A 25,383-nucleotide genomic window follows, 5' to 3' on the forward strand; every position below is an offset into this window, starting at 1 on the left:
GGTTACGTTTCGCTCAACCTCTGGTTGCGAGGCGGTGAGCGGGCGACGATGGGCGCATGACTCTGGCCGAGCGCGCCCTGGAGCGCCTGGAGGCGTGGTCCGACCTCAGCACGGGCCTGCCCAGCTGCGGAGCGGGGCTGGCACTGCGCTCCGGGCACAGTGAGATCGTGCACTTCCACCCGGGGCGGGACGTGGATCTGCACCTCACCGAACCGGCCATCCGCCGATTCCACGACGATCTCCAGGAATCGACCGCGGTCCGGCTGCTGCCGGGCTCCCGCTGGGTCACCGTCCACCTCGACTGCGAGACCGACGTCGACCTGCTGATGAGCCTGGTCAGCATGGCCCTGAAGGCCCACCAGGCGGGGTCCCGGCCTGTCGGACCTGCCGCATGCAACTTCCACCGGGTCACCGTGGTCCCCCGAGACTCCCCTTTCGTCCCGATTAGGCGATAATCGGACTATGAGTACCGCGACGTTTGTCCTGGCGGCCTCGTCGAGCGAAGTGGTCAACGTGATCGCCGCCTTTGCCGGTGGGTTGTTCATCGCCGGCGCACTGGTGTGTGCCGTGGTGTTCGGCATGAGGGTCCAGGAACGGGAGCTTCCACGGCCGCTCAGCAAGGAGCAGCCGCACCTCCCGGAGACCGGGCCGATCCGTGAGATGCGGGAGATGCGCGAGCCGGACGAGCTGCCGGTCACCGCGGACGAGCAGGAACGGCTGATGCCGTACCAGCTCCATCACTCGGGAAGCAGACGAGGAAAGGACCAGGACCGCAAACGCTGGCTGCCCGGCTCCAGTGGCGGCTTCGGCAGCGGCGGCCTCGGACACGTGTGACCGGGCCTGCGACACGGCTCCCGCTGTTCGGGATCAGACCCGCGTCTCCGGCCGGTACACCGCCAGCGACCAGATCACGAAGAAGTCGACGCCGACCATGATGAGCGACCAGAACGGGGCGTAGGGCAGGAAGAGGAACTGGGCGATCATGCTCAGCGAGGCCAGGAATATGCCGGTCATCCGGGCCCAGGCGGCGCCCTTGAGGACGAACGCGCCGGTGACGACCGCGAGCGCGCCCAGGCAGAGGAGGATCACGCCCCAGCCGGTGAGGTTGATCTTGTAGACGTAGTCGCCGACGCGGCTCCAGACGTCGTCCTTCGCGAGCAGGGAGATGCCCTGGAAGATCGCCAGGACGCCGTTCATCAGCATCAGCACACCGGCGAAGACGACGCCGCCGGTGGCCCACGCGGCCTCGGTGGGCGTCGGGCCGAGGCCCGGCGCGGGGGTCGGGGCCGGGGCCGGGGATGTGCCCGCGGACGGCTGTGTGGCGTGCGGTTGCTGCGTCATGACCGTGTCCCGCCTTTCGGGGTCGATGTGCTTCGACCATCGGGCGGAGCGGGGGCGGCCACCACGGGAGTGAGCCGTTCGGGTGACGCCGGGCGTGCGGTCGCGGGGGGAGAGCCCTTCACTGGAGGGACACCCCGCTGGAGGCGAGATGACCCGCTGGACGACTGCCGCGCTGCTGACGACTCTGGCCCTCACCGGCCTGACCGCCTGCTCCGACGACGACAGCCCGTCGTCGGTGGCGAGCAAGGTCGCGTCGGCCGCCTCCCGCGCCGGGGACGCGGTGTCGTCGGCCACGGCGGAGGCGGGCAGGCGGTTCGACGACATCAGGAACGGCGTCGACGCCAGGGACGACGTACGGCTCGGGACCCCCACCACCGCTTCGGACGGCCGTACGACGGTGGAGGTCACCGCCACCAACTCCGCGGACTCGGCGAAGTCCTTCACCGTCGAGGTCGACTTCACCGACCGGAACGGCAAGCTGCTGGACGCGGTCGTGCTGACCGTGTCGGACGTGCCCGCGGGTGGTTCGGGCAAGGGCACCGCGCGCAGCACGCACGACCTGTCGGGGGACGTGCGGGCGAAGGTGCCCAGAGCGGTCCGTCACTAGGGCCGGTCCGCCGGGCAGGCGCTGGGCGTGGTCACGCCATCCAGAAGAAGACGGCCGTCATCCGCTTCTCCTCCAGCGTGCTGCCGGAGTAACCGGTCGCGCTGTGCACGAGGTTGGCGTTGTAGAGGAGCAGCCGGTTGTACCGGTGCGGCACCCGTACGTCCTCCTCGAAGGCGTCCGGCGCGACGAACCGGGTACCGAGGGCCTCGACGAGGTTGTTGTGCGGGGCCTGCACCACGTTGCCGCCGAGCCGTCCGCCGGGCATGGCCTGCCGGTAGAAGCTGGTGCCGCAGTCCTTGGGGACGCCGGGGTTGAGATACAGCACGGCGGCGTACCGGCACAGCGCCCGCGAGTCGGTGTGCGGCCGGGGCTCGCTCTCGCCCTTCCCCACGACCTGCACGCAGTTGTGGTTGAGGGTGCCCCCGCCGGGCGCCCGCTGCACCCACAGCTCCCTGGCCCCGGTCGCCTGCTTCACCAGCCGTTCGACCCTCCCGAGCTCGGCGGGTGCGAGCCCCGGCATGGTGCGCAGTCCGGGCCAGGTCTCCGAGGTGTACGGGTATCCCTTCACCCAGTCGTCCTTGGCGAGACAGCGTTCCCGTACGGCGTCGACGTCCGGGAGCACGTCGTCGATCACCCAGTAGTCGCGGCCCTTTGTGGGCTTGCGGTAGGGGAGGACGGGAAGGGGCCGCTGCGACCGCTGTGGCATGGACATGCGGCGAATCTAGGTCCGGGGCCCGTCACGGCTCTCCCGCGATTGCACCAGGACTTCGCCGCGAACCGGTCAACGGACGGTCAACCTGCGGCCGACGGCCTGTCCTGACGGTGCGTCTGTGACCCCGGTCATCCTCCGGAAGTGGTGATGAACAACTGCGGCCCCGCGTGCGTACTCCTGTGCGTCCGACCCGCCTCCCGGCGGGAAACCCCTACCGGGCAGGAGGCACGGTGCCACTCTCGCGCAACGCGATGGGAACGCTGTTCGTGGGCGGAGCCCTCACTCTGACCTTGGGCGCTCTCGCGTACCCGTCCATGCTGGGTGTCAGCCAGGCTACGACCGCTCAGGACAGAATCATCGCCCAGACGCAGTGGGGCCCGCTGACCGAGCAGGACCGCGACTTCGTCGTCAAGGTGCGGGCGGCGGGTCTGTGGGAGTACCCGCTGGGGCAGGTCGCCCTGCAGAAGGGCACCACCCCGGAGGTGAAGGAAGCCGGAAAGCATCTGATCGACGGGCACGCGGCGCTGGACGATGCCTGCCGCAAGATCGCCCCGATGCTCAACATCACCATCCCGAACGTGGCGAGTCCGCAGCAGGTGGGCTTCGTGAACACGATCGAGTCGAGCAGCGGCCAGCAGTTCGACACGAACTTCGCCAACATCCTGCGGGTGACGCACGGCTCGATCTTCAACACGATCTCGAAGATCCGCTCCACCACCAAGAACTCACTGGTGCGCTCGCTGGCCGACATGGCCAACGACACGGTGCTCGACCACATGACGGTCATGGAGAAGACCGGCTTCGTCAACTTCGACCAGGCCCTCTTCATGCAGACCACTCCGCCGAAGCTGCCCAGCACCGACCTCACTCCGCCGGCCCCGCAGCCCGGCGCGCCGATGGTCGTGCTCAGCCCGCCGGCCAACCCGACGTCGACGCCGCTCGGGATCCCCGGCGAGAACGCGAACGGCGCCACCCCGGCCGGGGGCGCGACCCCGACGCCGACCATCGGTTAGCCCTCAGGTCTAGCCGAGCCAGGCGGTCGTGTCGGGACCCAGCAGCCCGTCCTCCAGCGGGCTGCTGGTGAGCAGTACCTCCCCCGCCGGGAGCGGGACGGCCCGCTCCGACAGATTGGTGACGCACCGCCAGCCCTCGTGCCGGACGAAGTCCAGCACGTCGGCCGGTGAGTCGTCCCCCCAGGTGAGGTCCTCGCCCTGAAGAAGCTTTCGGCGCAGGCGCAGGGCGGTGCGGTAGAGCTCCAGCGTGGAGCCCTCGACACCGTCCTGGGCCTCGACGGCGTACCCGGCGAACGACTCCGGCTGCGGCAGCCAGGCACCGCCGGCCCCGAAGCCGTACGACGGACCGCTCGTCGTCCACGGCAGCGGCACCCGGCATCCGTCGCGCCCCTTGCGGACCCGGCCCGTCTGCTCCCAGATCGGGTCCTGGAGCACCTCGAAGGGCAGGTCGGCGACCTCGGGCAGACCGAGCTCCTCGCCCTGGTAGACGTACGACGATCCCGGCAGCGCGAGCATGAGCAGCGTGGCCGCGCGAGCGCGTCGCAGGCCCTGCTGCGCGTCCACGGCGGGCGCGTGGCCGCCGGACAGCAGCCAGGCGTTCTCGTCGGTGCCCGGTGGCAGCACGAGGCGGGAGGCGTGCCGTACGACGTCGTGGTTGGAGAGCACCCAGGTGGCCGAGGCGTGGGCCGCGCGGGCGGTGGTGAGGGAGTCGGTGATGACCTGGCGCAGCTCGCCGACATCCCAGGCGGTCTGGAGGTACTCGAAGTTGAAGGCCTGGCCGAGTTCGTCCGCGCGGGCGTACAGCGCGCGGCGCGGGCCCGGGACCCAGGCCTCGGCGACGGCCATGCGGGGCGGGGTGTAGGAGTCGAGGATCGTGCGCCAGTCGCGGTAGATCTCGTGGACCTCGTCGCGGTCCCAGTAGGGGTGGCCGCCCGGCGGCAGCTGCCCCAGGGCCTCCTCGGCGACGCCGGGCAGGTCACCGAGGTCGCGCAACGGCTCGGTCAGGTCCTTGGCCAGCGCGTGCGCCACGTCCACGCGGAAGCCGTCGACCCCGCGGTCGGACCAGAAGCGCAGGGTGGTGCGGAAGTCCTCACGGACCTCGTCGTGCGACCAGTTGAGGTCGGGCTGCTCGGGGGCGAACAGATGCAGGTACCACTGCCCGTCCGGCACCCGCCGCCAGGCGCTGCCGCCGAAGACCGACTGCCAGTCGGTGGGCGGGAGTTCGCCGTGCGCGCCGCGTCCGTCCCGGAACACGTACCGCTCGCGCGCGGCGGATCCTGGGCCGGCGGCGAGGGCCTCCTGGAACCAGACGTGCCGACGGGAGGTGTGGTTGGGGACGAGGTCGACGATCACCTTCAGCCCGAGCCGGTGCGCTTCGGTGACCATCGCGTCGAAGTCGTCGAGTGTCCCGAGACGCGGGTCGACGTCCCGGTAGTCGGCGACGTCGTAGCCGCCGTCGGCGAGCTCGGAGGGGTAGAAGGGGCTCAGCCACAGTGCGTCGGCGCCCAGGGCGGCCAGGTGCGTGAGGCGCTCGGTGACGCCCCTGATGTCCCCGAGGCCGTCACCGTCGGCGTCGGCGAAACTGCGGGGATAGACCTGGTAGACGACGGCCTGCCGCCACCAGTCGGGATCCTTGCCGGAGAGGTCGGGCGTGGTGGTGCGGACGGTCACGCGGGCTCCTCTGCGATGCGGTCGATCTGCGGGACGACAAAGGGGATATCTGCCCACTCGCCGGAAACGTGAACCCGGGGTGATGCGGAGTAGATCGTTCCCGGTGTGTCGAAATTGTGATGACCCCTGAACGGGCGTTGTATCACCGCAGGTTGACAGCGTTCCGCAAGGAGATCCACGATGTGTGAACACCGTGGCGCATGTGACCAATGGGCCCAGTGTTTTCTGAGACCACTCACTCTCATCCTGACGGGATACGTATGTCCATAGCGAGACGTGTCACCCTGCGGCGCCTGCTGGGGACGGGCGCCGCGACGCTCGCCTTCTCCGCTGCCCTCGCCTCCGTCGCCTCGGCATCCGACTGCCCCGGCGGCAAGGGCTGGGAGGACGGCGGAAGCTACAAGCCGGGTACGGGCGCCGGCTCGAAGACCGAGACCGACCGCTGCGAGTTCTCCCTCGACGGCAAGAACTTCTTCGCCTCGGTCAAGGTCGACGACCTGAACCTGAAGCCGACCGACGACGGCAAGGTCCACGTCAAGGTCCGCGCGGCGGGCGACGCGTCCACCTGCACGGCCTCTCTCGCGTCCTACCGCGCGCACGGCCCGACGTTCGCCACCTCCGGCGAGCAGGTCTTCCACGACTTCGACACCGTGACCGTCAAGGCCGGCGCCGTCGACTCCCTCGACATCTCGATCCCGGACCTCGGCTGCTACGCGCAGATCGACCTCTACCGGGGCAACACGAAGTTCGACGGCAAGCTGGACGCCAACGACGGCTTCACGCACGGCGACCTCCCCAAGGGCCCGGACCACCCGGTCATCAAGGACAAGCTGATCGCGGCCTGGAACGGCGGCACGAAGGACTGCACGGCCACCCCGCCGTCGACGCCTCCGGCCACCCCGCCGGCCTCGGAGAGCACGCCGCCGGCCTCGGAGTCGACCCCGCCTGCCTCGGAGTCCACCCCGCCGGCCTCCGAGAGCACGCCTCCCGCCTCGGAGACCCCGTCGACGTCCACCCCGACCCCGTCGGCCTCGGAGTCCACCACGACTCCGGGTGCGCCCACCCCCAACGGTGGCGGCGGCGACAACCTCGCCGAGACGGGCGCCAGCAGCAACACCCCGCTGATCGCGGGCGGCGCGGCCGTGCTGCTCGCGGGTGGCGCGGGCATCGTGCTGGCCACGCGGCGCCGTAAGGCCTCGCGCGCCTGACCCCTTCTGAACTGACGGGGCCGTCCCACCGTTCGCGGTGCGGGCGGCCCTTTCGGTTGTCTGCGGCCCTCAGTGCAGGGTGGGCCGGTAGACGAGCTCCTGGATGTGCCCGTCGAGCGTCCGGCTCTCCAGCAGCTCCAGATCGAAGTCGTCCGCACCCCGGAAGACCGGGTCGAGGCCGGTCCGGCCGGTGATGACGGGGAAGAGCGTCACCTGCACTCGGTCGACCAGACCGGCGGCCATCAGCGCCCGGTTCATCGACAGGCTGCCGTGCGAACGCAATGGCACGTCGGACTCCTTCTTGAGCCGCGCCACGACATCGACGGCGTCGCCGCTCACGACGGTCGCGTCCGGCCAGTCGAGGGGCCCTTCCAGCGTCGTCGACACGACCGTCGCCGGCAGGTTCCTCATCCGGGTGACCCACGGGTCACGCACGTCGGAGTCCTCGGTGCTCTCGGCCAGCATCTGCGCGAACGCCCGGTACGTGGTGGCCCCGAACACCATCCGCTGCTCCTCGCGGTAGAGGGCGAGGCGGTGGTCGAGCAACTCGGGCCCCTGCTTGCCCCAGTAGCCGGTCCAGTCACCGCCGGCGGCGGCATAGCCGTCGAGACTGGAAAAGACGTCGAAGGTGTAGGTGGCGGTCATGTCGTTTTCCGGTCGTCTGGACGGGCTGGATGGGCTGGTGAGCTGTATGGGCTTCCGTCGTCCCTGTAGACCCGGCACCTCCCCGGAACTCATCGCCGTGCCCGCCATGGCCCAATAAATCGAACACATGATTGAATCCGGGCATGCGATCGTTCCCCGACGACCTCGCCCGGGCACAGCGCGAGTGGAGTGCCATCTACCACGAGCTCGCCGAGCGCCCCGGCCACACCGAACTGCGCCGACAACTGCACCGGCTGTCGGCCCAGGTGTTCTTCCATCCCCACTGGCAGCGCGGGCGCCCGCGCCCCGCCGAGTGGCGGGAACTGCGTGACCTGGGACGGTCGGACATCGGCACCATGAACGAACGGCTCGAACGATGACGGACCGAAGTGCGGGACCGTACGCCCCGGACGATCCTGAGGACATGTCCGGACCGATCCGCGTGATCGTGCACCCCCCGTCCCCCACCGGCGGCCGCCGCGTACGCGTGGACGGCGAGATCCTCGGCCTGGCCCACAACCTGACCGACGTCGCGGAATTCCTCCGGCGGGCGGGCCTGGAGATCGACGCGGCGGAGGTGGCGCGGTCGCCGTGGATCGAGTGGAAGGGGGGCGGGCCCGAGCGGTGGGGGGCGGAGGCGTGAGGCCGGCGACTGGTCGGAAGCGTCCAGGGCACCGCGCCACCGGCGCATCCTCGGCGTTGGCTGGACATCCTCGGTCCGACCTGGCCAGAGGCAAGTCAGGACGGCCTGAACCAGGGTGGGTGATGCGGATGATGGAACGCCTCAGCTCCCGCAGCTCGACCGACGTGGTGCTGAATCATTGGTCATCAGCGGCTGGTTCTGCGTCGTAGGGCTCGAATTCGATGTAGTCGAGGGGGTCCTCGTCGCGGCGTCCGAGCGGGGGCAGCCCCTCGGTCGCGAACCGGCCGCGCAGCCACTCCAGCACGGTTGTGGTGAGGTCTTCGTTGAGCGGTGGGCCTTGGTCGGCATGGCGCGGCACGACGATCAACGGCCAGTCGTCCGGCGTGGCCCCTTCGGTCAGCCAGCACAGTTGGTCGCCGTCGATGGAATCGGCGAAGGGCAGGAATCCCCCGGGCTCGGGATAGACCGCCAGGGGGTGATACTCAGGGAACTCGGCTCGCTGCCCCTGGTAGGTCTCGGCGTACCACTCGGCCCACGGTGTGAGCGCGTACTGGTCCTCGCCGAAGGGGATGTTGAAGCGGAGCCAGCCGCACCAGGTGCCGGCCCCGTACCGCTCCATCAGTCGTACGTACTCGCCGGGCAGACGTGTACCAAGCCGTTCGTAGAGCCAGTCCCAGTTGTGCTTACCGAGCGAGGGTGTCTCCGGCGGCGGGACGAGTGCGGTCAAAGTCTCCAGCCCGCTGCCCGTGGTGAGCGCTGCCCGCTGCTGAGCAGTTGGCTCCGGTCGCCGAGGCGGCGGTGTCCACGGGGTGTGCTCCAGGTCGCTTTGCATGCCACTTCGGGTGGCCACCGGGCGCATGCCGTCGGCCACGAGCCGGGCCAGCGTCGGCACGAGCGGGGTCGCGAAGCGCCGCCAGGGGTCGCGGCCCGCGTTCTCGTCGTCCTGACAGTGCATGACGACCGGCCACTGGTCGGGGTCGTCGGATGCTGTGGTGTCCCAGTAGAGGGTGTCGGCGGTACGGGTGGCGCCGAACGGAAGGACGCCGGGGGCGTCACGCCGAGCCTGCTGGACCCACGCCCCGTAGTCGAACCAACCGCGGTTGACACCTGGCATGTGAAGCCAGAGCCAGGCGCCGATGTCGAGTGGTCCGTACACGGCGACGATGGCCTTGTAGTCGGCGGGCAGGCTCGTCCCCAACCAGGACTCGACTGCCGCCCAGTCGACAGGTACGGCGTGGTCGGCCGGCGGATCGCCGAAGATCTCGGCGAAGGCGTTGACGTGCGGATCTGAAGCATTCACGGGTCTATGGACCTTTACCGGGAGCAGAAGACGACTGCCACCGCGTAGAAGGCCAGTGGCGCGTAGTCGCCGTGCCGTACGGCTCGCAGCATGTGGCCTCCTCGGGTGCATGGTCAGAGGATCTTCCTACTGGTGCAGATCTCGGACAAGTGGTGCTTCGCCGTGGGGCCTTGATGGCCGGGGCAGGCTACTGAGGTGACCCCGAAGGCGCGATGTCCTTCGGGGCGTGCGGCAGGGGTTCGGGTTCAGGCGTTGTAGCCGCCGTGGGAGGTCGCCACCTCCGAGCAGATCGCGACCAGCGCGAACACCAACCCGGTGGTGATCAGGAGGCTGCTCGGCGAGCTGCGCAGGGCCGGGCTCGTGGAGTCCCGGCGGGGCGCGGGCGCCGACTGGTCGCTGGCACGCGAGCTGGAGTCGATGACCCTGCTCGACGTGTACGAGGCAGTCGAACCCGGCCCGCTGTTCGCGATGCACCGCACCACCCCGGACCAGGAATGCGTGGTGGGTCACGGCATCCAGCAGGCAATGCAGGGCATCTACGAGGGCATCGAGGAGACCCTGAGGCACGAGCCGGCCCGCGTCACGCTCGAGAACGTACTCCGGGACGTACTCGCGGCACCTCGATAGTGCCGCATCAGGCAACGTTCGCCCTGTCGACGACGGCGCGTAGGTGCCGGTCGTCGGCATAACGGTTTCGCCAGATGATGCGGATGATGCAGCGGCGGATCATGCTGCCCTGCTGCCGGGATGCGCCGGTTCCCGCCCGGAGCCGGCCGGGTGGTCAGTCCAGGGCGGGGCGTGTGCGGCGTGCGGTGTGTGCGGGCCGCCCGACTGCGGCGTACCAGACCAGGACCGCACATATGAAGGCCGTCGCCGCGGAGACCAGTGACCTTGTGAGGGTGTCGTTCCGTGCGCCGGAAACGAGGGCGACGGCCATTGCCGACGTCAGGGTGATGACGGGCAGCGCACGGGGGCTCCACGTGGCGCCTGGCACGGCGGCGGGCGGCAGCAGCCAGGTTGCGAGGCCGTAGCAGGCACAGGCCAACAGTGTGGCTCCCAGCACTTCGCTGGGCCGGTGGCCGCCGGCGGTCGCGCTGTAGGCGGCGATGCAGGCGAGCCACAGCACACCGGCCGTGGCGACGTAGGGGCGGATGCGGGGGGAGACCACCAGGACGGCGGCGAGGGTCAGCGCGGCGGGGATGGCCGTGTGCCCGCTGGGGAAACCCTGATCAAGGAGGTTCTCCGGCGCGCCCACCAGATCGGGGCGGGGCAGGATGGTCGACTTGAGCACATCCTGGCTTCCGGTCGTGAGAATGACGACCGCGAGCGCCGCGCATCCCTGACGCCAGCACCGCCGCACCAGGGTGAGGACCACGATGACGGCCAGGCCCACCATCAGGGTGGGCTTGGCGCTCAATTCCAGCGGCGGCAGGGGCGTCGAGCCGTATTCCGCTCCTGACAGGGGGTAGAGCCAGGCTTCTTCGCCGCCCTGTTCACCGAGACCGAACAGGGCGTTCTCAGCTCGTTGCCCCGACGGGGTGCAGATGGCGAGCAGATAGACCGTCAGGAACCCCAGGCTGTACAGCAGAGCAGGCATCCACAGCCGTGTCGTACGCGACGGACCGGGGTCGTGGGGAGCCTCGGGGGCCTGCCTAGAGGCCCCCGGGCGGTGCGCGGGCAGGGGCTGAGAATCGTGCTGAGTCATCGCTCTGTTTCTTCCGTCGGGGGGAGTTCGGTCACGCACGTCTTCCGGCACGCGGCACGTGGGCCGCCGGGCTCGGCCGGCCCACGGGGGTCCGCTCCTATTCGGCGAGTGCCTGCCCCTGTCGGCGCTGGGCGGCGATCGCCAGGGCGGGGAGGGGTGCGATCAGCAGGATGAGGACGACCAGGTCCGGAAAGGACTGCATGAACGCGTCCGGCCGGACGACGATCGCCTGCGTGCGGACGATCGCGAACGCCGCGACGGGGATCAGCCACCGGTGGTCGCCGGTGGCGGCCGTCGCCACCCACGCGGCGATCAACGCGGCGACTTCGAGGACGAACAAGCCGCGCTGGAAAGCCGGACTGACGGAGATGATGTGCAGGCCCCCGGCCACGGACATGGCGAGGACGACGGGGGCCAGCCAGCGGTACGAGCGGCGTCGCAGACGGCTGGGACGGCAGAACGCCAGCACGGCGCACGCGGCGCACAGTACCCCCGACAGCACCAGGTCACGGGCCGTTATCGGGGCGCCGAGACCGTAGTAGCCCAGGCCCGCCTTGCCCTCGTCGCCGAAGAGGGTGCGGCCGGGGGACGTGGCGCCGGCCCACATCATGGCTGCCGCGGCCGGCAGCGCGATCCACGGTCTGCCGCGCAGCAGGGCGATCAGGCAGCCCAGCGGGAGCAGCCCGTAGGGCAGCAGCCGTATCCGGGTGGGGCCTTCGGCCCACGGGTACCAGCCGGAGAAGTGGAAGGCCATGGCGTGCTGTCCGGGGTCGATGTGCAGTGCCCAGTGCCACACATCCTGCAAGTACGGAACCAGCGCCAGCGCGGCGAGGGCCAGGGCGGCCAGATGGATGCCGTCCAGCCACCACGGCCGGGCCGTGTCGTCGACGACGGCACGGGCGCGGGCCTGCACACCGACGCGCACCAGGGCGGCGACTTCCCGCGGCGGGGGCCAGGAGCGACCGGGATACGCCTCGGACAGGCAGGCCAGCACCTCCTCTCCCTGCCGGGAACGGTAGGGCTCGGGATAGGCCGCAAGCAGCAGACGATTCATGCCGGGGCCGCTCCGGCGTCCCGCGAGTGTCCGATGACGACGGCCGCCGCCTGCTGCATCCGCAGCGCCTCCCGGCCGAGCGCCTCGGTGCCGTCCTCGGTCAGCCGGTAGTAGCGCCGCGCCCGCCCGTCCACGATCTCCTCATGACCGGCGGCCACCAGCCCGGCCCGCTCCATCCGCTCCAGCGCGCCGTAGAGAGTGCCGACAGCGATCCGGAGCCGCCCGTCGGTGGCCCGCTCGGCAGCCTTGATGATGCCGTAACCGTGCAACGGACCGTCCATGAGTGCAGCCAGGATGAAGTACTGCGGTTCAGTCAAGGGCGGATTCTGTCTGGTCATGCATCGAGCATATATCGAGCTGCGAAATATATCTGCCAGCAATGGGTGGTCACCGGCAGCACTTCCAGGCCCGCGGCGAGCGTCGCCCTGTCTCGGGGGGTTCGGCGAGGTGGCCGTCTTCGAGGCGGGCGCCGGCCGGCGGGCTGTGCTCCGCGATGAGCGGCCCTTGCTGCTCGTAGTGGCCGGCGCACGGCGGGCACTGAGACGCCGGCACCTCGTGCCACCTCGCCGATGCGGATCGATCGCTCGGCCGCGGCCACTGTGACGGTCATGGGGATCATGGGTGATTCCTCTCACCCGTGGCCCTGACGACCAGCACTTGCCTCTGACGCCGGCGTCAGGTTTTAGCGTACGGCCATGGATATCAACAACTCCGTCGCCCTTGTCACCGGAGCCAACCGCGGCCTGGGCCGCGCCTTCGCCCAGCGCCTGCTCGAAAGGGGCGCCCGCAAGGTCTACGCGACGGCCCGCCGACCGGAGACCGTGGACCTGCCCGGGGTCGAGGTGCTGCCCCTCGACATCACCGACCCCGCGTCCGTGAGGGCCGCCGCCGAGGCCGCCCCGGACGTCTCGCTGCTCATCAACAACGCGGGAATCAATACGGGGACCGACCTGGTGACCGGTTCGCTGGACGCGGTGCGGCACGAGCTGGAGACCAACACGTTCGGCCACCTGGGAATGATCCGGGAGTTCGCGCCGACGCTCGCCAGGAACGGCGGGGGCGCGATCGTCAACGTCCTCTCCGCCATGTCGTGGTTCGGGGGCGCGGGCGCCAACGCTTACCACCTGACCAAGGCCGCCGCCTGGGCCATGACCAACGGCGTCCGCCTTGAGCTCGCCGAGCAGGGCACGCTCGTCACAGCGGTGCACCTCGGCCTGGCCGACACCGACATGGCGGCGGGCTGGCCCGTGGACAAGCTCGCTCCGTCGGACCTGGCAGACGCGGCGCTCGACGGTGTCGAGGCGGGCTCCGCCGAGGTACTCGCCGACCAGTGGAGTCGGGACATCAAGTCCCGTCTGCCGCTGACGCCGGAAGAGTTCAACTCCGCGATGGACCGCGCCCTGGCGGCGCTGATGGCGGCCTGAGGGTTGCTCCCGTGCGTGGCAGCTCAGTTGCCGGACTGCTCGGCGAGGGTGTGCGCGACGAGGGCATTGGCGTGACCGTGGCCCAGCCCGTGCTCGGCCTTGAGCCAGTTCACGAGCTCCATGTGCTTGGTCAGGGGCGAGGAGTGGATGAGGCCCTTCCACTCCGCAATCGGGCGACCGTACTTCTTCTCGATGGACGGGAAGTAGCTGGCGGGGCCCTTCACGGTGGCGGTCATGTCAGCCGTCCTGTCTGTCCGTTGTGTTGCTTCGGTGTTGTCGCTGGTATGACCGAGGGGCAGCAACGGAACCATCGGTCGATGAAGGTGCGCTGCGTCACACCTCGTGCTTGCCGATGTGCGGGGCTGGTTACTTGTCGGAGTGACACGCACTCTGCTTCTCCGGCAGGTCCAGTTCCGCCCACACCGTCTTGCCGACCGTGAGCCTCTCCACCGCCCAACGGCCCGCCAGCACGCGGACGATGAGCAGCCCACGGCCGAACTGATCCTCAGCGTGGGCCGGTTGGGTGCCGGGCAGGCGTTCTCCTCTCGGGTCGGTCACCGCGATGCGGAGGGCGGTGTCGGTGAGGGTCGTCTCGACGCGGAAGAGACGGTCTCGTAGGCAGCCGTGCAGCAGGGCGTTCGTGCACAACTCGCTTGCCAGGAGCGCTGCGTCACCGGCGAGGTCGGGGTGGCCCCAGTCGACTGCGAGTCCGGCGACGCGTCTGCGGGCGAGGGGGATGCTGCGCGGGTACGGGGTGTAGCTGACCTGGTCGTAGCGGTCGTACGACTTGGGTGGACCGGGAGGGCAGGAGTCGGTCATGGGTTCCTCCGGGGAGCGGGGAGTCGGGGTGGCTCCGCCGTGCGGGCAGCACGGTGCACTTCCGCCAACTGGTTTCGCCACGTGAGCGATCGAGTACTGAAGGTAGCGATGCGCTCACCCTGCGCGCAAGCGGTCCCGGGGAAATATGTCTCCAGTTTCGGTTGTGCTGTGGCTCCGGTGAACCGCACACTGGCCACGATCAGGAGGTGACCCGAGGTGTCCACAGGCCAGTTCACGCGCGGAACCCGCGTATCCACCGTCCTCGCGCGCAAGTTGGGCGGTGAGCTGCTGAGGTTGCGGGACCGGGCCGGCCTGACCCAGCCGCAGGCTGCGGAGGCGCTGTCGGCGACGGCCGCCAAGGTGGCCAAGATGGAGCGCGGGTGGGTGCCGTTCCGTGATCCCGACATCAAGATCCTGTGCGAGCTGTACGGCGTAACCGATCCGAAGGCCGTGGAACGGCTGTTGAGCCTCGCCAGGACCGACCGGGAGCGCCGCAAGGCCAAGGGGTGGTGGAACCAGTACCCCGAGCTGCGTTCCCTGGTGGAGTACGTCGCCCTGGAGGACATCGCGACCGGCATCCGGACCTGGCAAGGGGCCTTCGTCCCGGGTTTGCTGCAGACGCCGGACTACGCCAGGGCGCTGGCGATCGGCAACGCCGACTGGGACGAGCCGGGTGAGATCGAGCGGTTCGTTGAGGCGAAGGTCGCCCGGCAGGGGCGGCTGACGGACAGCAGCCCGCTCGATCTGTGGGCCGTTGTCGGCGAAGGAGCTCTGCGTCAACTGGTCGGCGGCCGTGAGGTCATGCGGACCCAGCTGGATCACCTCGTCGAGGTGTCCCGGCTCCCCAACGTAAAGCTTCAGGTGGTCCCGTTCCTCGCGGGCTCCCACCCCGGCATGACCAGCGCCTTCAGTGTCGTCTCCTTCGCCGAACCCGGCGCGATGGACGTGGTCTACATGGACACGACCTCGTCTACGCTGTGGCTGGAGAGCGAGGCGGACGCCGCACGGCACAACACCAAGTTCGAGCGGATCGCAAGGAACGGACTCGCTCTTCACGATTCCGTCGAGTTGATCGAACGCATCCGCAAGGAGCTGTGACCGTGCCGCACTTCGAGTTCGCCAAGTCCAGCCACAGCAGCGGCAACGGCGAGTGCGTCGAAGTCGCCCGCAATCTGCCCAGCGTCATCGCCGTCCGTGACTCCAAAAACCCCCACGGACCGATACTCCACGTCGTCCCCGACACCTGGACCACCTTCATACGGTCCCTGCACCACGCCCGCCCCTGACCACCACCCCCATGACCTGGACCGAAGCCGAATACCTCGACCTCCTCCGGTCCGAGCGCCGCGCCTACGCCTGGGTCATGCGTCACCACGGCGGCATGTCACTGCCGAAGTCCTGGGCCGCGGCACTCGACTGCTACCCGTACGAACCCGCCGACGAGCCCCACCGCGGCCTGGCACTGGGCGATGAGCCGGATCCACGGGCACCGTTACCCCGTAGAGCACCCCGAACTGGCCGACCCGTCCCCCGAGTACCGGGCCCTGACCTGACCCACTCCGGACAACGGCAGCAGACGCGGACGCGGGGAGGTCCCCAACAGGTCACCCCACCTCACCGCACCAAAAAACCCGTCGCCCCACCCCCGCCCCTCCCCCTACCCTCACCCCATGCAGCGCGCCCAAGTCATCCCCTCCATCACGACGACGCCGGAGCAGGTCCCGGCGCGCTGACAGCTGACGCAGTCCGAAGCCCCGGGGCGAGTGCCCCGGGGCTTCGTCGTTCCCGTCGGTCCCTCGCCCCCCACCGCGAGGGAGGACCCCATGAACCCCATGCACGACCACCGCCGACTCGGCCGTGAGCTCGACCTGTTCGACACCGATCCGCTGATGGGCGCGGGGCTGCCGTACTGGCTGCCCGACGGGGCCGTCGTACGGCACGTCCTGGAGGAGTACGTCAGGGAGGTGGAGCGGGCCGCCGGGTACCGGCATGTGTACTCGCCGGTGCTCGGGAAGCGGGAGCTGTACGAGATCTCCGGGCACTGGTCGCACTACGGCGACGACATGTTCCCGCCGATGCGACTGGGTGGCGAGGAGGTGGTGCTGCGGCCCAGCCTCTGTCCCCATCACGCCCTCATCTATCGGTCGCGGTCCCACAGTTACCGTGAACTTCCCTTGCGTGTCGCCGAGTTGGGTGGCATGTACCGCTCCGAGCTGTCGGGCGTCCTCGGCGGTCTCACCCGCGTCCGTTCCATCCAGCTCAACGACGCCCACATCTTCTGCACCCCCGAGCAGGCCGTGGCGGAGGCCCGCGCCGCCCTCGGACTCATCCGGCGTGCCTACGACGACCTCGGCATCCGTGCCAGCCGGTACCGGCTCTCCCTCCCCGGCGACCGCGACGGAAAGTACGTCCCCGATCCGGAACTCTGGCGCCGCGCCACCGCCCTGCTCGAAGAGGTCCTGGACGGCATCGAGTACGAGTCCGTCGAGGGCGAGGCCGCCTTCTACGGCCCCAAGATCGACGTTCAGATCACCGACCTCGCCGGCCGGGAGTCCACCCTCTCCACCGTCCAGATCGACTTCCACCAGCCCGAACGCTTCGACCTCCACTACATCGGCCCCGACGGCACCAAACACCGCCCGGTGATGGTCCACCGCAGCATCATCGGCAGCGTGGAACGGGCCGTCGCCCATCTCATCGAGGCGCACGGCGGCGCCTTTCCGGTGTGGCTCGCGCCCGTGCAGCTGGTCGTCCTGCCGGTGGGCGACGCCCAGGAGGAGCGGGCCCTTGACCTCGTACGGCGGGCCGAAGCGCGCGGCATCCGGGCCGAACTCTCGGGCCCCGGCCACGGCACCCTCGGCGCCCGCGTCCGCGCCGCGCGCCTCGTGCCGTACCAGGCGGTGATCGGGGAGCGGGAGGCCGACGCCGGCTGTGCGGCCGTACGACTGCGGGACGGCCGTAGGCCAGGAGCCGTACCGGTCGACGAGCTGCTGGAACGGATCGGTGCCCGGGCCGGTGATCGCGGGGCCGAACTCTGGGCGGCTGCGTAAGGTCGGACCCGTACGCCAGTGACGAAAGGACCCCCGCCGTGACCGGTCAGCCCATCCCGGTGATCATCGACTGCGACACCGGTGTCGACGACGCCCTGGCCCTGCTGTTCGCCGTACGGCATCCGGGGATCGACCTGCGCGCGGTCACCTGTGTCGCCGGGAACACCGACGTCGACGGCGTCGTCCGCAACACGCTGACCGTCCTGGAGCAGGCGGGCGCCGGGGACATCCCCGTCGCCCGGGGTGCCGCGCGGCCGCTGATCGAGCCCGTGCGCACCGCGCAGCACGTGCACGGCCTCGACGGCATGGGTGACCTGGGGCTGCCCGCGCCGACCCGGGTGGCGGTGGACGTGGACGCGGTGACCCTGCTCAGGCGGGAGATCCTCGCCTCCCCGACGCCGGTCACCCTCATCCCCACCGCGCCGCTCACCAACATCGCCCTGCTGCTCCGCACCCACCCCGACGTGGTGCGGAACATCGAGCGGATCGTGTTCATGGGCGGTGCGGTGGCGACCGGAAACGCCACGCCCGTAGCGGAGTTCAACGTCTGGCACGATCCCGAGGCGGCCGCCGTGCTGCTCACCGCGGGCGTGCCGATCACGATGTACGGCCTGGACGTGTTCGAGCGGGTCGTCGTCCCCGCCGCCGACGTCCAGCGGCTGCGCGCGAGTTCGGAGCCCAGCCTGCGCATGGCCGGCGAACTCCTCGCCCACCGTGACCCGGCCACCTCGGGTGACCCCACCCCCACGGGCGGCCTCGGTGACGCGGGCGCGGTCTGCGCGGTCGTCGACCCGGGCGGACTGACCACCGAACTCCTGCCGGTGGAGGTGAGCCTGGCCCCGGGCCCGACCCGCGGCCAGACCGTCGTCGACCGCCGCCGCCGTCCCGGCGAGTCCGAGATCCACGAGGGCGAACGTGAAGTGACCCTCGTGGACGTGGGGTTGGGCGTCGACGTGGAGCGGTACGTGAAGTTGTGGCTGACGGCGGTGGAGGGGGCCTAGCCAGCGAGCCCCATCTGGTCCCTCAAGAACTGCTGACGCCCCACCGCTGCTCCACCTTCGCGAGCCGCCAGTAGGCGATCGCCGCCGCCCACACCACCACGAACAGGCCGACGATGACGTAGCCGACGTTGTCGAGGTCGATGTCGGCGATCCAGGTGGTGAGGGCGTCGGTGAGGTCGAACTTGTCGTGCAGGACGCCGACGAGCTCGATCGTGCCGATGAAGAAGGCGACCGCGATGGACAGGCCGGTGATGGCGAGGTTGTAGAAGACCTTGCGGACGGGGTTGGCGAAGGCCCACTGGTAGGCGAAGTTCATGAACGTGCCGTCGAGGGTGTCGAACAGGCTCATGCCCGCGGCGAAGAGCAGCGGCAGACAGAGGATGGCGTACCAGGGGAGACCCGCGGCCGCACCCGACCCGGCCATCACCATCAGGGTCACTTCCGTCGCCGTGTCGAAGCCGAGCCCGAACAGGAAGCCCAGCGGAAACATCTGCCCCGGCCGGGTGATGGACTTGGTGAGCCGCCCGAGGATCCGGTTCATGAAGCCGCGCGAGTCGAGATGCTGCTCCAACTGCTTCTCGTCGTACGTCCCTTCCCGCATCGCCCGGAAGACCTTCAGGATGCCCATGAGGGCGACCAGGTTGAGGGCGGCGATGAGATAGAGGAACGACCCGGAGACCGTCGTACCGAGAAATCCGAGCACCTGGTGGGTACTCGACCCCTCGTTCATGACCTTGCCGGCCAGCTGGGTGCCGCCGGCGATCAGCGCGGCGAGCAGGACCACGACACTGGAGTGCCCGAGCGCGAACCAGAACCCTCCGGACACCGGCCGCTTGCCGTCCGCCATCAGCTTGCGCGTGGTGTTGTCGATCGCGGCGATGTGGTCGGCGTCGAAGGCGTGCCGCATACCGAGGGTGTAGGCGGTGATGCCGAGCCCGATGCCGAAGGCCTTGTCGCCCACCTCGTAGTGCTCAGGGACGACCAGCAGGAAGAGGATGCCGAAGGCGACGACGTGCAGGGCGGCTATCGCGGCCATCAGACCGGCCGTCTTGACGGTGTCCTCGCGTCGCCAGCGGAAGGAGGCGGCGGCGGTCTCGGGCAGCGCAGGGTCAGTCATACGGTGGTCACTCCAGCACCTCGTGGATGAACGCGTGAGCTGCCGTGGCCGGTCTCCTGGCTTACGGGTCGTGCGTTTCCCTGCCCGCCTTCCCGGCCTGATGGTGACGGCCAGTGGCTGTCCCGCGAGGGACGTGGGAGGGAAACTCCCCGATCACAGTGGCGAGGGCCGCACCGGACTGGACCTTTGAGGGGTCGTCACCGGCTTCCCGAGCACCACGGCCCGCCCACCGTAGGCGGGGGCGGGGTCTCCTGCATAGCTGCACACCTGCGCAGGTATGGAAGATCACACAGGGCCTCCTGCGAGGATGAGCCCCATGCACCTCGTCCCGGCCGACCGAGCCGACCGCCGCACGATCGACGGACACCGGGTGTGCGACGCCATCGCCGCGATCGGCGACCCGGGACACGTCCGCACCTGGTCCGACCGCTTCGCCCTCCTGGCCGACCCGAACCGCCTCTCCCTCCTCCTGGCCCTGCACCGGACCGGCCCCCTGGCGGTCTCCGACCTCGCGATCGCGACGGGCATGAACGACCCCGCCGTCTCCCAGGCGCTACGGCTGCTCCGGGCGGCCGGGGTGGTGGCGGGGGAGAAGGAGGGGCGCGTGGTGCGGTACCGGGTGGTGGACGAGGCGGTGCGGGGGTTGTTGGGGCAGGTGTCCTGAGCCGGGGGACGTACGTGCCGATCAGCGTGGCTCGCCGGGCCGGTCGAACGTTTCCACGTCGGTACGGAACCTGTCCCGTTCAGAACTTGCGGGAGAGACGAGCGCGACGAAGTCAGGCAGCGCAGTCACAGAGGGAGTGCCGTCCTCGTTGACGCTGCCCGCCTCGTCCTCCCACGCGATCAGGTGGATCACCACTGCGTACCGGCCCACGGGCAGATCGAACTGGACGGTTCCCGGCCACGCTTCGGCACCCACCGCCTCGATACCACTGAGCCACACCTGTCCCGACGAACAGAACGAGTAGGCCTCCGAGCTGACAAGCCGGTGCCTGCTCTCCCGCTCCGTCAGCCGGCCAGGCCGGTCAGGGCCGCCGACGCGGACCAGCACTCCGAAGGCGCCGTCACTTCGGATGTTGATGGGGACCAGGGAGCCCGTACGGATGTGGCGTTCAACGTCCTCGTCCTCGCCGAGCTGCGGGTCCCACGTGTCGTGGTCCACGATGCCTGTAAAGCTCTGCGGATCCCACAGAGCGAGCATCCCGGCATCGGTTGCCATAGTCGACAAGCACCGCTGACCTTGCTGGATCCGCTCCGGCAAGTGCTGGTCCAGGCATGGCCGATGCCGTCTTCCTCATCCTTGTGGGAGCCGGCCTGCTGTGCGCAGGGAGCGTCATCGCCACCGACTACAAGAAGGCGGCGACCCGTTTCTACGCGAAGGCGATGAGCACGCAACGGAACAAGCCGCCCCGCATCTACGGCGGTCCTCCAGCAGGGGTGTTGCACCTCAAAGCGATCGCGCTCGTGCAGATCCTCGCGGGCAGCGGCGCGGTTACGGTCGGCATCTACTTCCTCAGCCGGTAGACGGCAGCTTCCAGACGGGTCGCGTCCGCTGCGCCGATCCCCCCGGGCCACTCGAGGCCGCTGAGCAGTCGTCGGCGACTACCAACGGGCGCACGGTCCCACTCCCCAAAGTCCTCCGGAGCCAACCGGTCGTGTCATTCCCCGTTCCAGATCCTGCACCCTGCTGTGTCGTGGCATCGACAAGGGGAACCACGTCGCTGAGGATCCTGGGGTGACTGATGACGAACTCGTCCTGGCGATCCGTACGCATGTGGCGGGCCGGGGGCTGCCGGGTCCCGCATCCACCGAGGACGTCGCTGCCTTTGAGCGCGTCGTGGGCCGTCCGATGCCCGGCTTGTTGAAGCGGATGTATCTCGAAGTCGCCAATGGTGGCTTCGGGCCCTGGCGGGTGGTCTCGCTGACCGAGACCGACGACTGGTTCAGCGACTGCGCCGACATCACCATGGCCTATCACGCGTTCGGCGGCCCCGATGGGGATGCCCTTCCGTCGGGACTCGTTCCGCTCATGGACCGTGGCTGCGCGATGTGGACCCTGATCGATTTCCGTACGTCCGACGGTCAGATGTGGGACTGGGACCCCAACCTGTGCTGCATCCGGCACGCCCCGGCACCACTCAGGCAATCACTCGCGCAGTGGCTCGCCGACTGGTTGCGCGGCCAGGCGCAGGAGGGCCCCTATCCGCACCGCGTCCCGCCCGACTCCGCGTGTCACAACGCGTGAGGCCGAGAGCGGCCCCGTCTCACGAGCGGGCCACTCATCGGCCGTCTCACTTTTCCGTCTCAGACAGCCCCGTTCACGGCCGTTCAGGCGAGACCTGGAGCCGTCCCCACACCTAACGGCCAGCCGCCCACGAACGTGGATGAGGGCCCCTGCACGGGCCCCAACACCCCGCCAGCACAGTTGGAAAGCATGTTGGAGTGCAACCCGTCATGGATGGATCGGCGGCAGCTTCCAGCGTTTCCGGCCGACGCGACCGTTCCGGAGCGTATCCCGGCCACACGCCACCAGGACGGAGCCGGCCACACTGATCACTGCGAAGCAGGTGGCGAGGATGACGCCGAGCGGCTGGCGGTCTCCGGTCAAGGATCCTGCGGCGCGTATCAACAGCCCTAATCCGAGAGCCAGTCCACCCCAGCCCGCGAGAGTGCTGCCGTACCTGCGGCGTTACCGCCGGACGAACCACATGCCAACAAGCAGGAAGATGGCACCACCAGCGCCGAAAGCCACTGCGTCGAACATTCGCGCCTCCGGACGGCAGCGTACCGAGCCGAGGGGTGGACAGCTCTTCGCCCTTGCGGTGACGCCAACGGCGGCGCCTGCCAAGGTCGGGTCCAGCCGAGCGGCCGTGTTCTCCGGGGACCGTCAGCCGGGCCGGCTCGCCTCCGCCTCCCCCGCCCGCGAGCCCGCCCCCCGCACCACCCCCACCGCCGTCAAAGCGACCGCCAGCCCCACCCCGGTCTGCCTGGTGAACGGCTCGTCGAACATCAGGGCTCCCCAGACCGCCGTGACCGGGGCCATGAGGAACATGAGGGTGTTGACCTCCGTGACTCCGGAGCGCTGGAGGACGAGCCAGTAGAGGCCGTAGCCGCCGAAGGTGGAGAGGGTTACGAGCCAGAGCGTGGCCAGCCAGAAGGGGCCGGTGGTGGGCAAGGTCGCGGTGCCGGTCGTGAGGGCGGCGGCCGTGAAGACCAGGGCGCTGGTGGCGCAGTGGACGGTCAGTGACACGGTCGGGGTCACCGGGATGCGGGAGCGCCGTTCGAGGAAGGTGGCCGCGACCAGCGAGAGCATCCCGGCGAACGGGACGAGGTAGGTCCACCAGGCCACGCCCGTGGTCGCCGCCGCGTCGGCCGTCGTGACCAGGGCGACCCCGGCGAGGCCCAGGCACAGTCCGAGCCACTGCCGGGCCGAGACGTACTCGCGCAGCAGCGGGCCGGCGAGCGCCCCGGCGACCAGCGGCTGGGTGCCGTCGATCAGGGCCGTCGTACCGCTGGAGACGCCGAGCTGGATGGCGTAGTAGACGGTGAGCAGGTAGCCGCTCTGGGAGAGCAGTCCGATCAGGGCCTGGCGGGCCAGGTCGCGGGGTGTCAGGGCACGCCAGGGAGCGCGGCCCCGGTGGACGGCCACCGCGGTGAGGACGGCTGCCAGCGGCAGGAAGCGCCACATCAGGAGCGTCATCGCACCCGCGTCCTGCGTGCCGAGCTTGGCGCCGACGAATCCCGAGCTCCAGCACACGATGAAGGCGGCGGAGAGCAGGACGTTCATGGGAGTCACCACCCAAAAATATACCGGTCTGTATACCTCCTTGCCTCACCCACTATACAGATCGGTATAGTGGGTGAGGTGGGAGACAACGGTGCACAGCAGGTACGGCGGATCAGCATGACCCCGGGTGCGCGGCGCGCCCTCGCGGCGGCGTCCCGGCTGTTCTACGAGCGGGGCATCCACGCGGTCGGCGTGGACCTGATCGCCGCCGAGGCCGGGGTGACGAAGAAGACGCTCTACGACCGGTTCGGCTCCAAGGAGCAGATCGTCGTGGAGTACCTCGCCGACCGGGACGAACGCTGGCGGACGTATGTCATGGAGCGGCTGGAGGCGGCGGGACCCGAGGTCGTCGACCGGGTCCGCGCGGTCTTCGACGCCTCCCGGGAGTGGATGGACGACAACAGCCCCAAGGGGTGCGCCATGGTCAACGCCCACGCCGAGATCAGCGACCCGGCCCATCCGGCGTACGCGATCATCACCGGGCAGAAGCGGTGGATGCTCCGGCTCTTCACCGATCTGGCCCCCGAGCAGGCTCGCACGCTCATGCTGCTGCACGAGGGCGCGCTGGTCGCCCACGGACTGCGCGTCTTCGCCGACCCGATCGCGGCCGCCCGCGAGGAGGCGGCCGCGCTTGTCGGCGGGCAGAGTGCGTAGACGCGGCTCGACGCCGGGTACAGCGTGTTCAGACCGGCGGGAGAGCAGTGGCCGGCACGCCCGGAAGGGTGGTCAGCCCCTCGTCCTCCGATACCGCGTCAGGACCGCCCCGCCCGACCGCTCCGCCGAGAGGCACTCCAGGTCGGTGGGGGACTTGTCCGCGGGAAAGAGGCGCTCGCCGGTGCCGAGGATCGTGGGGAAGGTCAGCAGGCGGTACTCGTCGACGAGGTCCTCGGCCATCAGCGCATGTACGACGCTCGTACTGCCGGTGACGATCACGTCGCGCTTCTCGCCGTTGACGACGTCGACGAGACCGCCGTCCATGACCCGGGAGTTCCCCCACGCCGAGGTGTCGGTCAGCGTGCGGGAGGCGACCAGCTTCGGCGCGGCGTTCATCCGCGCCGCGAAGGGGTCGTCCCGCCCGGGCCAGATCCGCGAGAACAACTGCCATGTCGTACGACCCAGCAGCATGACCCCGTCGTCGAGGGTGCGGCCGAGCCGGAACTTGTCCCCGGCGACCGTCTCCGGGCCGTGCCGGAAGGCCCAGCCGCCGGTCGGCGTTTCGGCGGAGCCGTCCGGGTCGGACACGATCCCGTCCAGGGTGACGAACTCGATGACGATGACGCTCATGGTGGGAGTCCCTTCGGTCGATGCCCGCCTCTACCTACCGGCGGCACCCGCTCCACTCATCGCTCCCGGCGAATCTCCTCGGAAGAAATCCGCCGGGGCAGGCCGAACGCCTCGAACACCCGCGGATCGGCGAACACGACGTTGTGCGCGACCCGGCCGGCGGTGACCGTGAACACCTGAAGCGTGTGCAGGCGATGCGAGCCGTCGGGCTCGGGTGCGTACGCGGCGAGCGCGGGCTGGCCGTTGGCGGTGAGGGGGGTCGTGACCCAGCCCGTACCGCGCATCGCGAACACGCGGTCCATGAACCGGCCGTAATCGCGGCTGCCCCGGTACCACAGCGGCACCGGCGGCATCTCCAGAACGGCCTCCTCCGTGAGCAGCCGGACGAGCGCGGGGACGTCGGCCGTCTCGAACGCCCGCACATACCGCTGGATCACCGCGCGGGCCCCGGCGTCGTCCGGCTCCACGACCTCCTCCGCGGCACCTGCCTCCGCGAGGGCGCCGCGGGCCCGCTGGAGCGCGCTGTTGACGGCCGCGGCCGTGGTCCCCAGCTGCTCGGCGACCTCGGCGGCGGTGAACTCCAGCACCTCACGCAGCACCAGCACGGCACGCTGGCGCGGTGGCAGGACCTGCATCGCCGCCACCAGCGCGAGCCGCATGTCGGCCCGTACCTCCAGGTCGAACCGTGCGTCGGGGAACGGCTGGAGCCAGGGAACGTCGAGGGCCGGAGTGAGCGGCGCCCGGGGATCCTCACTCGGCGCACCGAGCCCGGACGGCAACGGCCGCCGCGTACGCCCCTCCAGCGCGGTCAGACACACGTTGGTCGCGATCCGGTACAACCAGGTCCGCACCGAGGCACGGGTGGGGTCGTACCGGTCCCGGGCCTTCCAGGCGCGCAGCATCGTCTCCTGCACCAGGTCCTCGGCCTCGTGGAACGAGCCCAGCATCCGGTAGCAGTACGCCACCAACTCACCCCGGTACGGCTCGAGATCCACGGGACCA

31 protein-coding genes, 2 pseudogenes and 1 riboswitch are annotated in these 25,383 nt (G+C 69.8%); of the genes and pseudogenes, 17 read left to right on the top strand and 16 right to left on the bottom strand.

The genetic code is table 11. The annotated features are described in order from the left end of the window. The first annotated feature begins 56 nt into the window (after positions 1–56). Together BFN33_RS09275 and BFN33_RS09280 are read left to right on the top strand one after the other, a co-directional pair. Positions 57–455 (top strand): luciferase family protein, encoded by a 399-nt coding sequence (locus tag BFN33_RS09275; RefSeq protein WP_069759415.1) that lies wholly within the window; start codon positions 57–59, stop codon positions 453–455. A 7-nt stretch (positions 456–462) separates the two neighbouring features. Next, positions 463–834 (top strand): DUF6479 family protein, encoded by a 372-nt coding sequence (locus tag BFN33_RS09280; protein ID WP_069759416.1) that lies wholly within the window; start codon positions 463–465, stop codon positions 832–834. Positions 835–867: 33 nt separating this feature from the next. Here the strand turns inward: BFN33_RS09280 and BFN33_RS09285 are convergent, their stop codons facing one another. Continuing rightward, positions 868–1,341, bottom strand: coding sequence for a hypothetical protein (locus BFN33_RS09285; protein ID WP_069759417.1), 474 nt, complete (start codon positions 1,339–1,341; stop codon positions 868–870). 148 nt (positions 1,342–1,489) lie between these two features. Between BFN33_RS09285 and BFN33_RS09290 the strand changes: the two genes are divergently transcribed. Further along, positions 1,490–1,948, top strand: coding sequence for an FxLYD domain-containing protein (locus BFN33_RS09290; RefSeq protein ID WP_069759418.1), 459 nt, complete (start codon positions 1,490–1,492; stop codon positions 1,946–1,948). A 31-nt stretch (positions 1,949–1,979) separates the two neighbouring features. Here BFN33_RS09290 and BFN33_RS09295 read toward each other — a convergent pair whose 3' ends face one another. Next, positions 1,980–2,660 (bottom strand): DUF6445 family protein, encoded by a 681-nt coding sequence (locus BFN33_RS09295; protein WP_176742341.1) that lies wholly within the window; start codon positions 2,658–2,660, stop codon positions 1,980–1,982. 251 nt (positions 2,661–2,911) lie between these two features. On the opposite strand from BFN33_RS09295, the gene BFN33_RS09300 reads away from it, so the two are divergent. Continuing rightward, positions 2,912–3,673, top strand: a complete 762-nt coding sequence (locus BFN33_RS09300; protein ID WP_176742353.1) for a DUF4142 domain-containing protein — start codon at positions 2,912–2,914, stop codon at positions 3,671–3,673. Between the two features lie 9 nt (positions 3,674–3,682). Here BFN33_RS09300 and BFN33_RS09305 read toward each other — a convergent pair whose 3' ends face one another. Next, positions 3,683–5,344: a glycoside hydrolase family 13 protein gene (locus BFN33_RS09305; protein ID WP_069759419.1), complete on the bottom strand. Its 1,662-nt coding sequence runs from the start codon at positions 5,342–5,344 to the stop codon at positions 3,683–3,685. Positions 5,345–5,604: 260 nt separating this feature from the next. On the opposite strand from BFN33_RS09305, the gene BFN33_RS09310 reads away from it, so the two are divergent. Continuing rightward, entirely contained in the window at positions 5,605–6,552 is a 948-nt protein-coding gene (locus BFN33_RS09310; protein ID WP_069759420.1) for an LAETG motif-containing sortase-dependent surface protein, read from the top strand. A 69-nt stretch (positions 6,553–6,621) separates the two neighbouring features. Here the strand turns inward: BFN33_RS09310 and BFN33_RS09315 are convergent, their stop codons facing one another. Further along, positions 6,622–7,197, bottom strand: a complete 576-nt coding sequence (locus BFN33_RS09315; protein WP_069759421.1) for a dihydrofolate reductase family protein — start codon at positions 7,195–7,197, stop codon at positions 6,622–6,624. 143 nt (positions 7,198–7,340) lie between these two features. On the opposite strand from BFN33_RS09315, the gene BFN33_RS09320 reads away from it, so the two are divergent. Both BFN33_RS09320 and BFN33_RS09325 read left to right on the top strand, forming a co-directional pair. Continuing rightward, positions 7,341–7,577 (top strand): hypothetical protein, encoded by a 237-nt coding sequence (locus BFN33_RS09320; protein WP_069759422.1) that lies wholly within the window; start codon positions 7,341–7,343, stop codon positions 7,575–7,577. Positions 7,578–7,621: 44 nt separating this feature from the next. After that, positions 7,622–7,840 (top strand): hypothetical protein, encoded by a 219-nt coding sequence (locus tag BFN33_RS09325; protein WP_069759674.1) that lies wholly within the window; start codon positions 7,622–7,624, stop codon positions 7,838–7,840. Between the two features lie 175 nt (positions 7,841–8,015). Here BFN33_RS09325 and BFN33_RS09330 read toward each other — a convergent pair whose 3' ends face one another. Further along, positions 8,016–9,140 carry an SMI1/KNR4 family protein gene (locus BFN33_RS09330; RefSeq protein ID WP_079140733.1) on the bottom strand — a complete coding sequence of 375 codons (1,125 nt, stop codon included), beginning with the start codon at positions 9,138–9,140 and terminating at the stop codon, positions 8,016–8,018. A gap of 267 nt (positions 9,141–9,407) precedes the next feature. Here BFN33_RS09330 and BFN33_RS09335 point away from each other — a divergent pair. Further along, positions 9,408–9,767, top strand: a pseudogene (locus BFN33_RS09335) (Rrf2 family transcriptional regulator); the annotation flags it as partial. A gap of 7 nt (positions 9,768–9,774) precedes the next feature. Here BFN33_RS09335 and BFN33_RS55240 read toward each other — a convergent pair. The 4 genes and pseudogenes from BFN33_RS55240 to BFN33_RS09350 form a co-directional block, all read right to left on the bottom strand. Further along, positions 9,775–9,885: pseudogene (locus tag BFN33_RS55240) on the bottom strand (transposase); the annotation flags it as partial. A gap of 36 nt (positions 9,886–9,921) precedes the next feature. Then, positions 9,922–10,845 carry a phosphatase PAP2 family protein gene (locus BFN33_RS09340; RefSeq protein ID WP_069759423.1) on the bottom strand — a complete coding sequence of 308 codons (924 nt, stop codon included), beginning with the start codon at positions 10,843–10,845 and terminating at the stop codon, positions 9,922–9,924. Between the two features lie 97 nt (positions 10,846–10,942). Continuing rightward, the gene (locus BFN33_RS09345) at positions 10,943–11,899 is read right to left on the bottom strand and encodes a hypothetical protein (RefSeq protein ID WP_069759424.1); all 957 of its coding nucleotides are present in this window, start codon (positions 11,897–11,899) and stop codon (positions 10,943–10,945) included. Continuing rightward, positions 11,896–12,237, bottom strand: coding sequence for a PadR family transcriptional regulator (locus BFN33_RS09350; protein ID WP_069759425.1), 342 nt, complete (start codon positions 12,235–12,237; stop codon positions 11,896–11,898). Before BFN33_RS09350 ends, BFN33_RS09345 begins: the two co-directional genes overlap by 4 nt. A 357-nt stretch (positions 12,238–12,594) precedes the next feature. Here BFN33_RS09350 and BFN33_RS09355 point away from each other — a divergent pair, with 357 nt between their 5' ends. After that, the gene (locus tag BFN33_RS09355; protein WP_069759426.1) at positions 12,595–13,323 is read left to right on the top strand and encodes an SDR family oxidoreductase; all 729 of its coding nucleotides are present in this window, start codon (positions 12,595–12,597) and stop codon (positions 13,321–13,323) included. Between the two features lie 23 nt (positions 13,324–13,346). Here the strand turns inward: BFN33_RS09355 and BFN33_RS09360 are convergent, their stop codons facing one another. Together BFN33_RS09360 and BFN33_RS09365 are read right to left on the bottom strand one after the other, a co-directional pair. Beyond that, complete coding sequence (locus BFN33_RS09360; protein ID WP_069759427.1) at positions 13,347–13,559, bottom strand: DUF4287 domain-containing protein; 213 nt, start codon at positions 13,557–13,559, stop codon at positions 13,347–13,349. 130 nt (positions 13,560–13,689) lie between these two features. Beyond that, entirely contained in the window at positions 13,690–14,142 is a 453-nt protein-coding gene (locus tag BFN33_RS09365) for an ATP-binding protein (RefSeq protein ID WP_069759428.1), read from the bottom strand. Positions 14,143–14,358: 216 nt separating this feature from the next. Between BFN33_RS09365 and BFN33_RS09370 the strand changes: the two genes are divergently transcribed. The 4 genes from BFN33_RS09370 (at position 14,359) to BFN33_RS09385 (ending at position 18,193) form a co-directional block, all read left to right on the top strand. After that, on the top strand, positions 14,359–15,240 hold the full coding sequence (locus BFN33_RS09370; protein ID WP_069759429.1) for a helix-turn-helix transcriptional regulator: 882 nt from the start codon (positions 14,359–14,361) through the stop codon (positions 15,238–15,240). Between the two features lie 2 nt (positions 15,241–15,242). Beyond that, positions 15,243–15,428 carry a DUF397 domain-containing protein gene (locus tag BFN33_RS09375; protein ID WP_069759676.1) on the top strand — a complete coding sequence of 62 codons (186 nt, stop codon included), beginning with the start codon at positions 15,243–15,245 and terminating at the stop codon, positions 15,426–15,428. A gap of 546 nt (positions 15,429–15,974) precedes the next feature. Then, the gene (gene thrS / locus BFN33_RS09380) at positions 15,975–17,192 is read left to right on the top strand and encodes a threonine--tRNA ligase (RefSeq protein WP_069759677.1); all 1,218 of its coding nucleotides are present in this window, start codon (positions 15,975–15,977) and stop codon (positions 17,190–17,192) included. A gap of 38 nt (positions 17,193–17,230) precedes the next feature. Further along, positions 17,231–18,193, top strand: coding sequence for a nucleoside hydrolase (locus BFN33_RS09385; protein ID WP_069759430.1), 963 nt, complete (start codon positions 17,231–17,233; stop codon positions 18,191–18,193). Positions 18,194–18,215: 22 nt separating this feature from the next. Here the strand turns inward: BFN33_RS09385 and BFN33_RS09390 are convergent, their stop codons facing one another. Next, positions 18,216–19,310, bottom strand: coding sequence for a HoxN/HupN/NixA family nickel/cobalt transporter (locus BFN33_RS09390; RefSeq protein WP_069759431.1), 1,095 nt, complete (start codon positions 19,308–19,310; stop codon positions 18,216–18,218). Between the two features lie 28 nt (positions 19,311–19,338). Further along, positions 19,339–19,545: riboswitch (cobalamin riboswitch) on the bottom strand. 81 nt (positions 19,546–19,626) lie between these two features. Here BFN33_RS09390 and BFN33_RS09395 point away from each other — a divergent pair. Next, positions 19,627–19,974 (top strand): metalloregulator ArsR/SmtB family transcription factor, encoded by a 348-nt coding sequence (locus tag BFN33_RS09395; protein ID WP_037706958.1) that lies wholly within the window; start codon positions 19,627–19,629, stop codon positions 19,972–19,974. Positions 19,975–19,995: 21 nt separating this feature from the next. Here the strand turns inward: BFN33_RS09395 and BFN33_RS09400 are convergent, their stop codons facing one another. Next, positions 19,996–20,571 carry a hypothetical protein gene (locus tag BFN33_RS09400; protein ID WP_141757956.1) on the bottom strand — a complete coding sequence of 192 codons (576 nt, stop codon included), beginning with the start codon at positions 20,569–20,571 and terminating at the stop codon, positions 19,996–19,998. 14 nt (positions 20,572–20,585) lie between these two features. Between BFN33_RS09400 and BFN33_RS09405 the strand changes: the two genes are divergently transcribed. Next, on the top strand, positions 20,586–20,834 hold the full coding sequence (locus tag BFN33_RS09405; RefSeq protein ID WP_069759433.1) for a hypothetical protein: 249 nt from the start codon (positions 20,586–20,588) through the stop codon (positions 20,832–20,834). Positions 20,835–21,045: 211 nt separating this feature from the next. Beyond that, a complete protein-coding gene (locus BFN33_RS09410; protein WP_069759434.1) occupies positions 21,046–21,555 on the top strand; it encodes an SMI1/KNR4 family protein in 510 nt (169 codons plus the stop codon). Positions 21,556–22,197: 642 nt separating this feature from the next. On the opposite strand, the gene BFN33_RS09415 is transcribed toward BFN33_RS09410, so the two are convergent. Further along, positions 22,198–23,097, bottom strand: coding sequence for a DMT family transporter (locus tag BFN33_RS09415; protein WP_069759678.1), 900 nt, complete (start codon positions 23,095–23,097; stop codon positions 22,198–22,200). A gap of 117 nt (positions 23,098–23,214) precedes the next feature. On the opposite strand from BFN33_RS09415, the gene BFN33_RS09420 reads away from it, so the two are divergent. Then, complete coding sequence (locus BFN33_RS09420) at positions 23,215–23,751, top strand: TetR/AcrR family transcriptional regulator (RefSeq protein WP_069759679.1); 537 nt, start codon at positions 23,215–23,217, stop codon at positions 23,749–23,751. Between the two features lie 72 nt (positions 23,752–23,823). Here BFN33_RS09420 and BFN33_RS09425 read toward each other — a convergent pair whose 3' ends face one another. Both BFN33_RS09425 and BFN33_RS09430 read right to left on the bottom strand, forming a co-directional pair. After that, complete coding sequence (locus BFN33_RS09425) at positions 23,824–24,381, bottom strand: dihydrofolate reductase family protein (protein ID WP_069759435.1); 558 nt, start codon at positions 24,379–24,381, stop codon at positions 23,824–23,826. Between the two features lie 56 nt (positions 24,382–24,437). Next, positions 24,438–25,376 carry a sigma-70 family RNA polymerase sigma factor gene (locus BFN33_RS09430; protein WP_069759436.1) on the bottom strand — a complete coding sequence of 313 codons (939 nt, stop codon included), beginning with the start codon at positions 25,374–25,376 and terminating at the stop codon, positions 24,438–24,440. Positions 25,377–25,383 lie beyond the last annotated feature (7 nt).

This window comes from Streptomyces sp. LUP47B (assembly GCF_001746295.1).
In the GTDB taxonomy this organism is placed as follows: Bacteria; Actinomycetota; Actinomycetes; order Streptomycetales; family Streptomycetaceae; genus Streptomyces.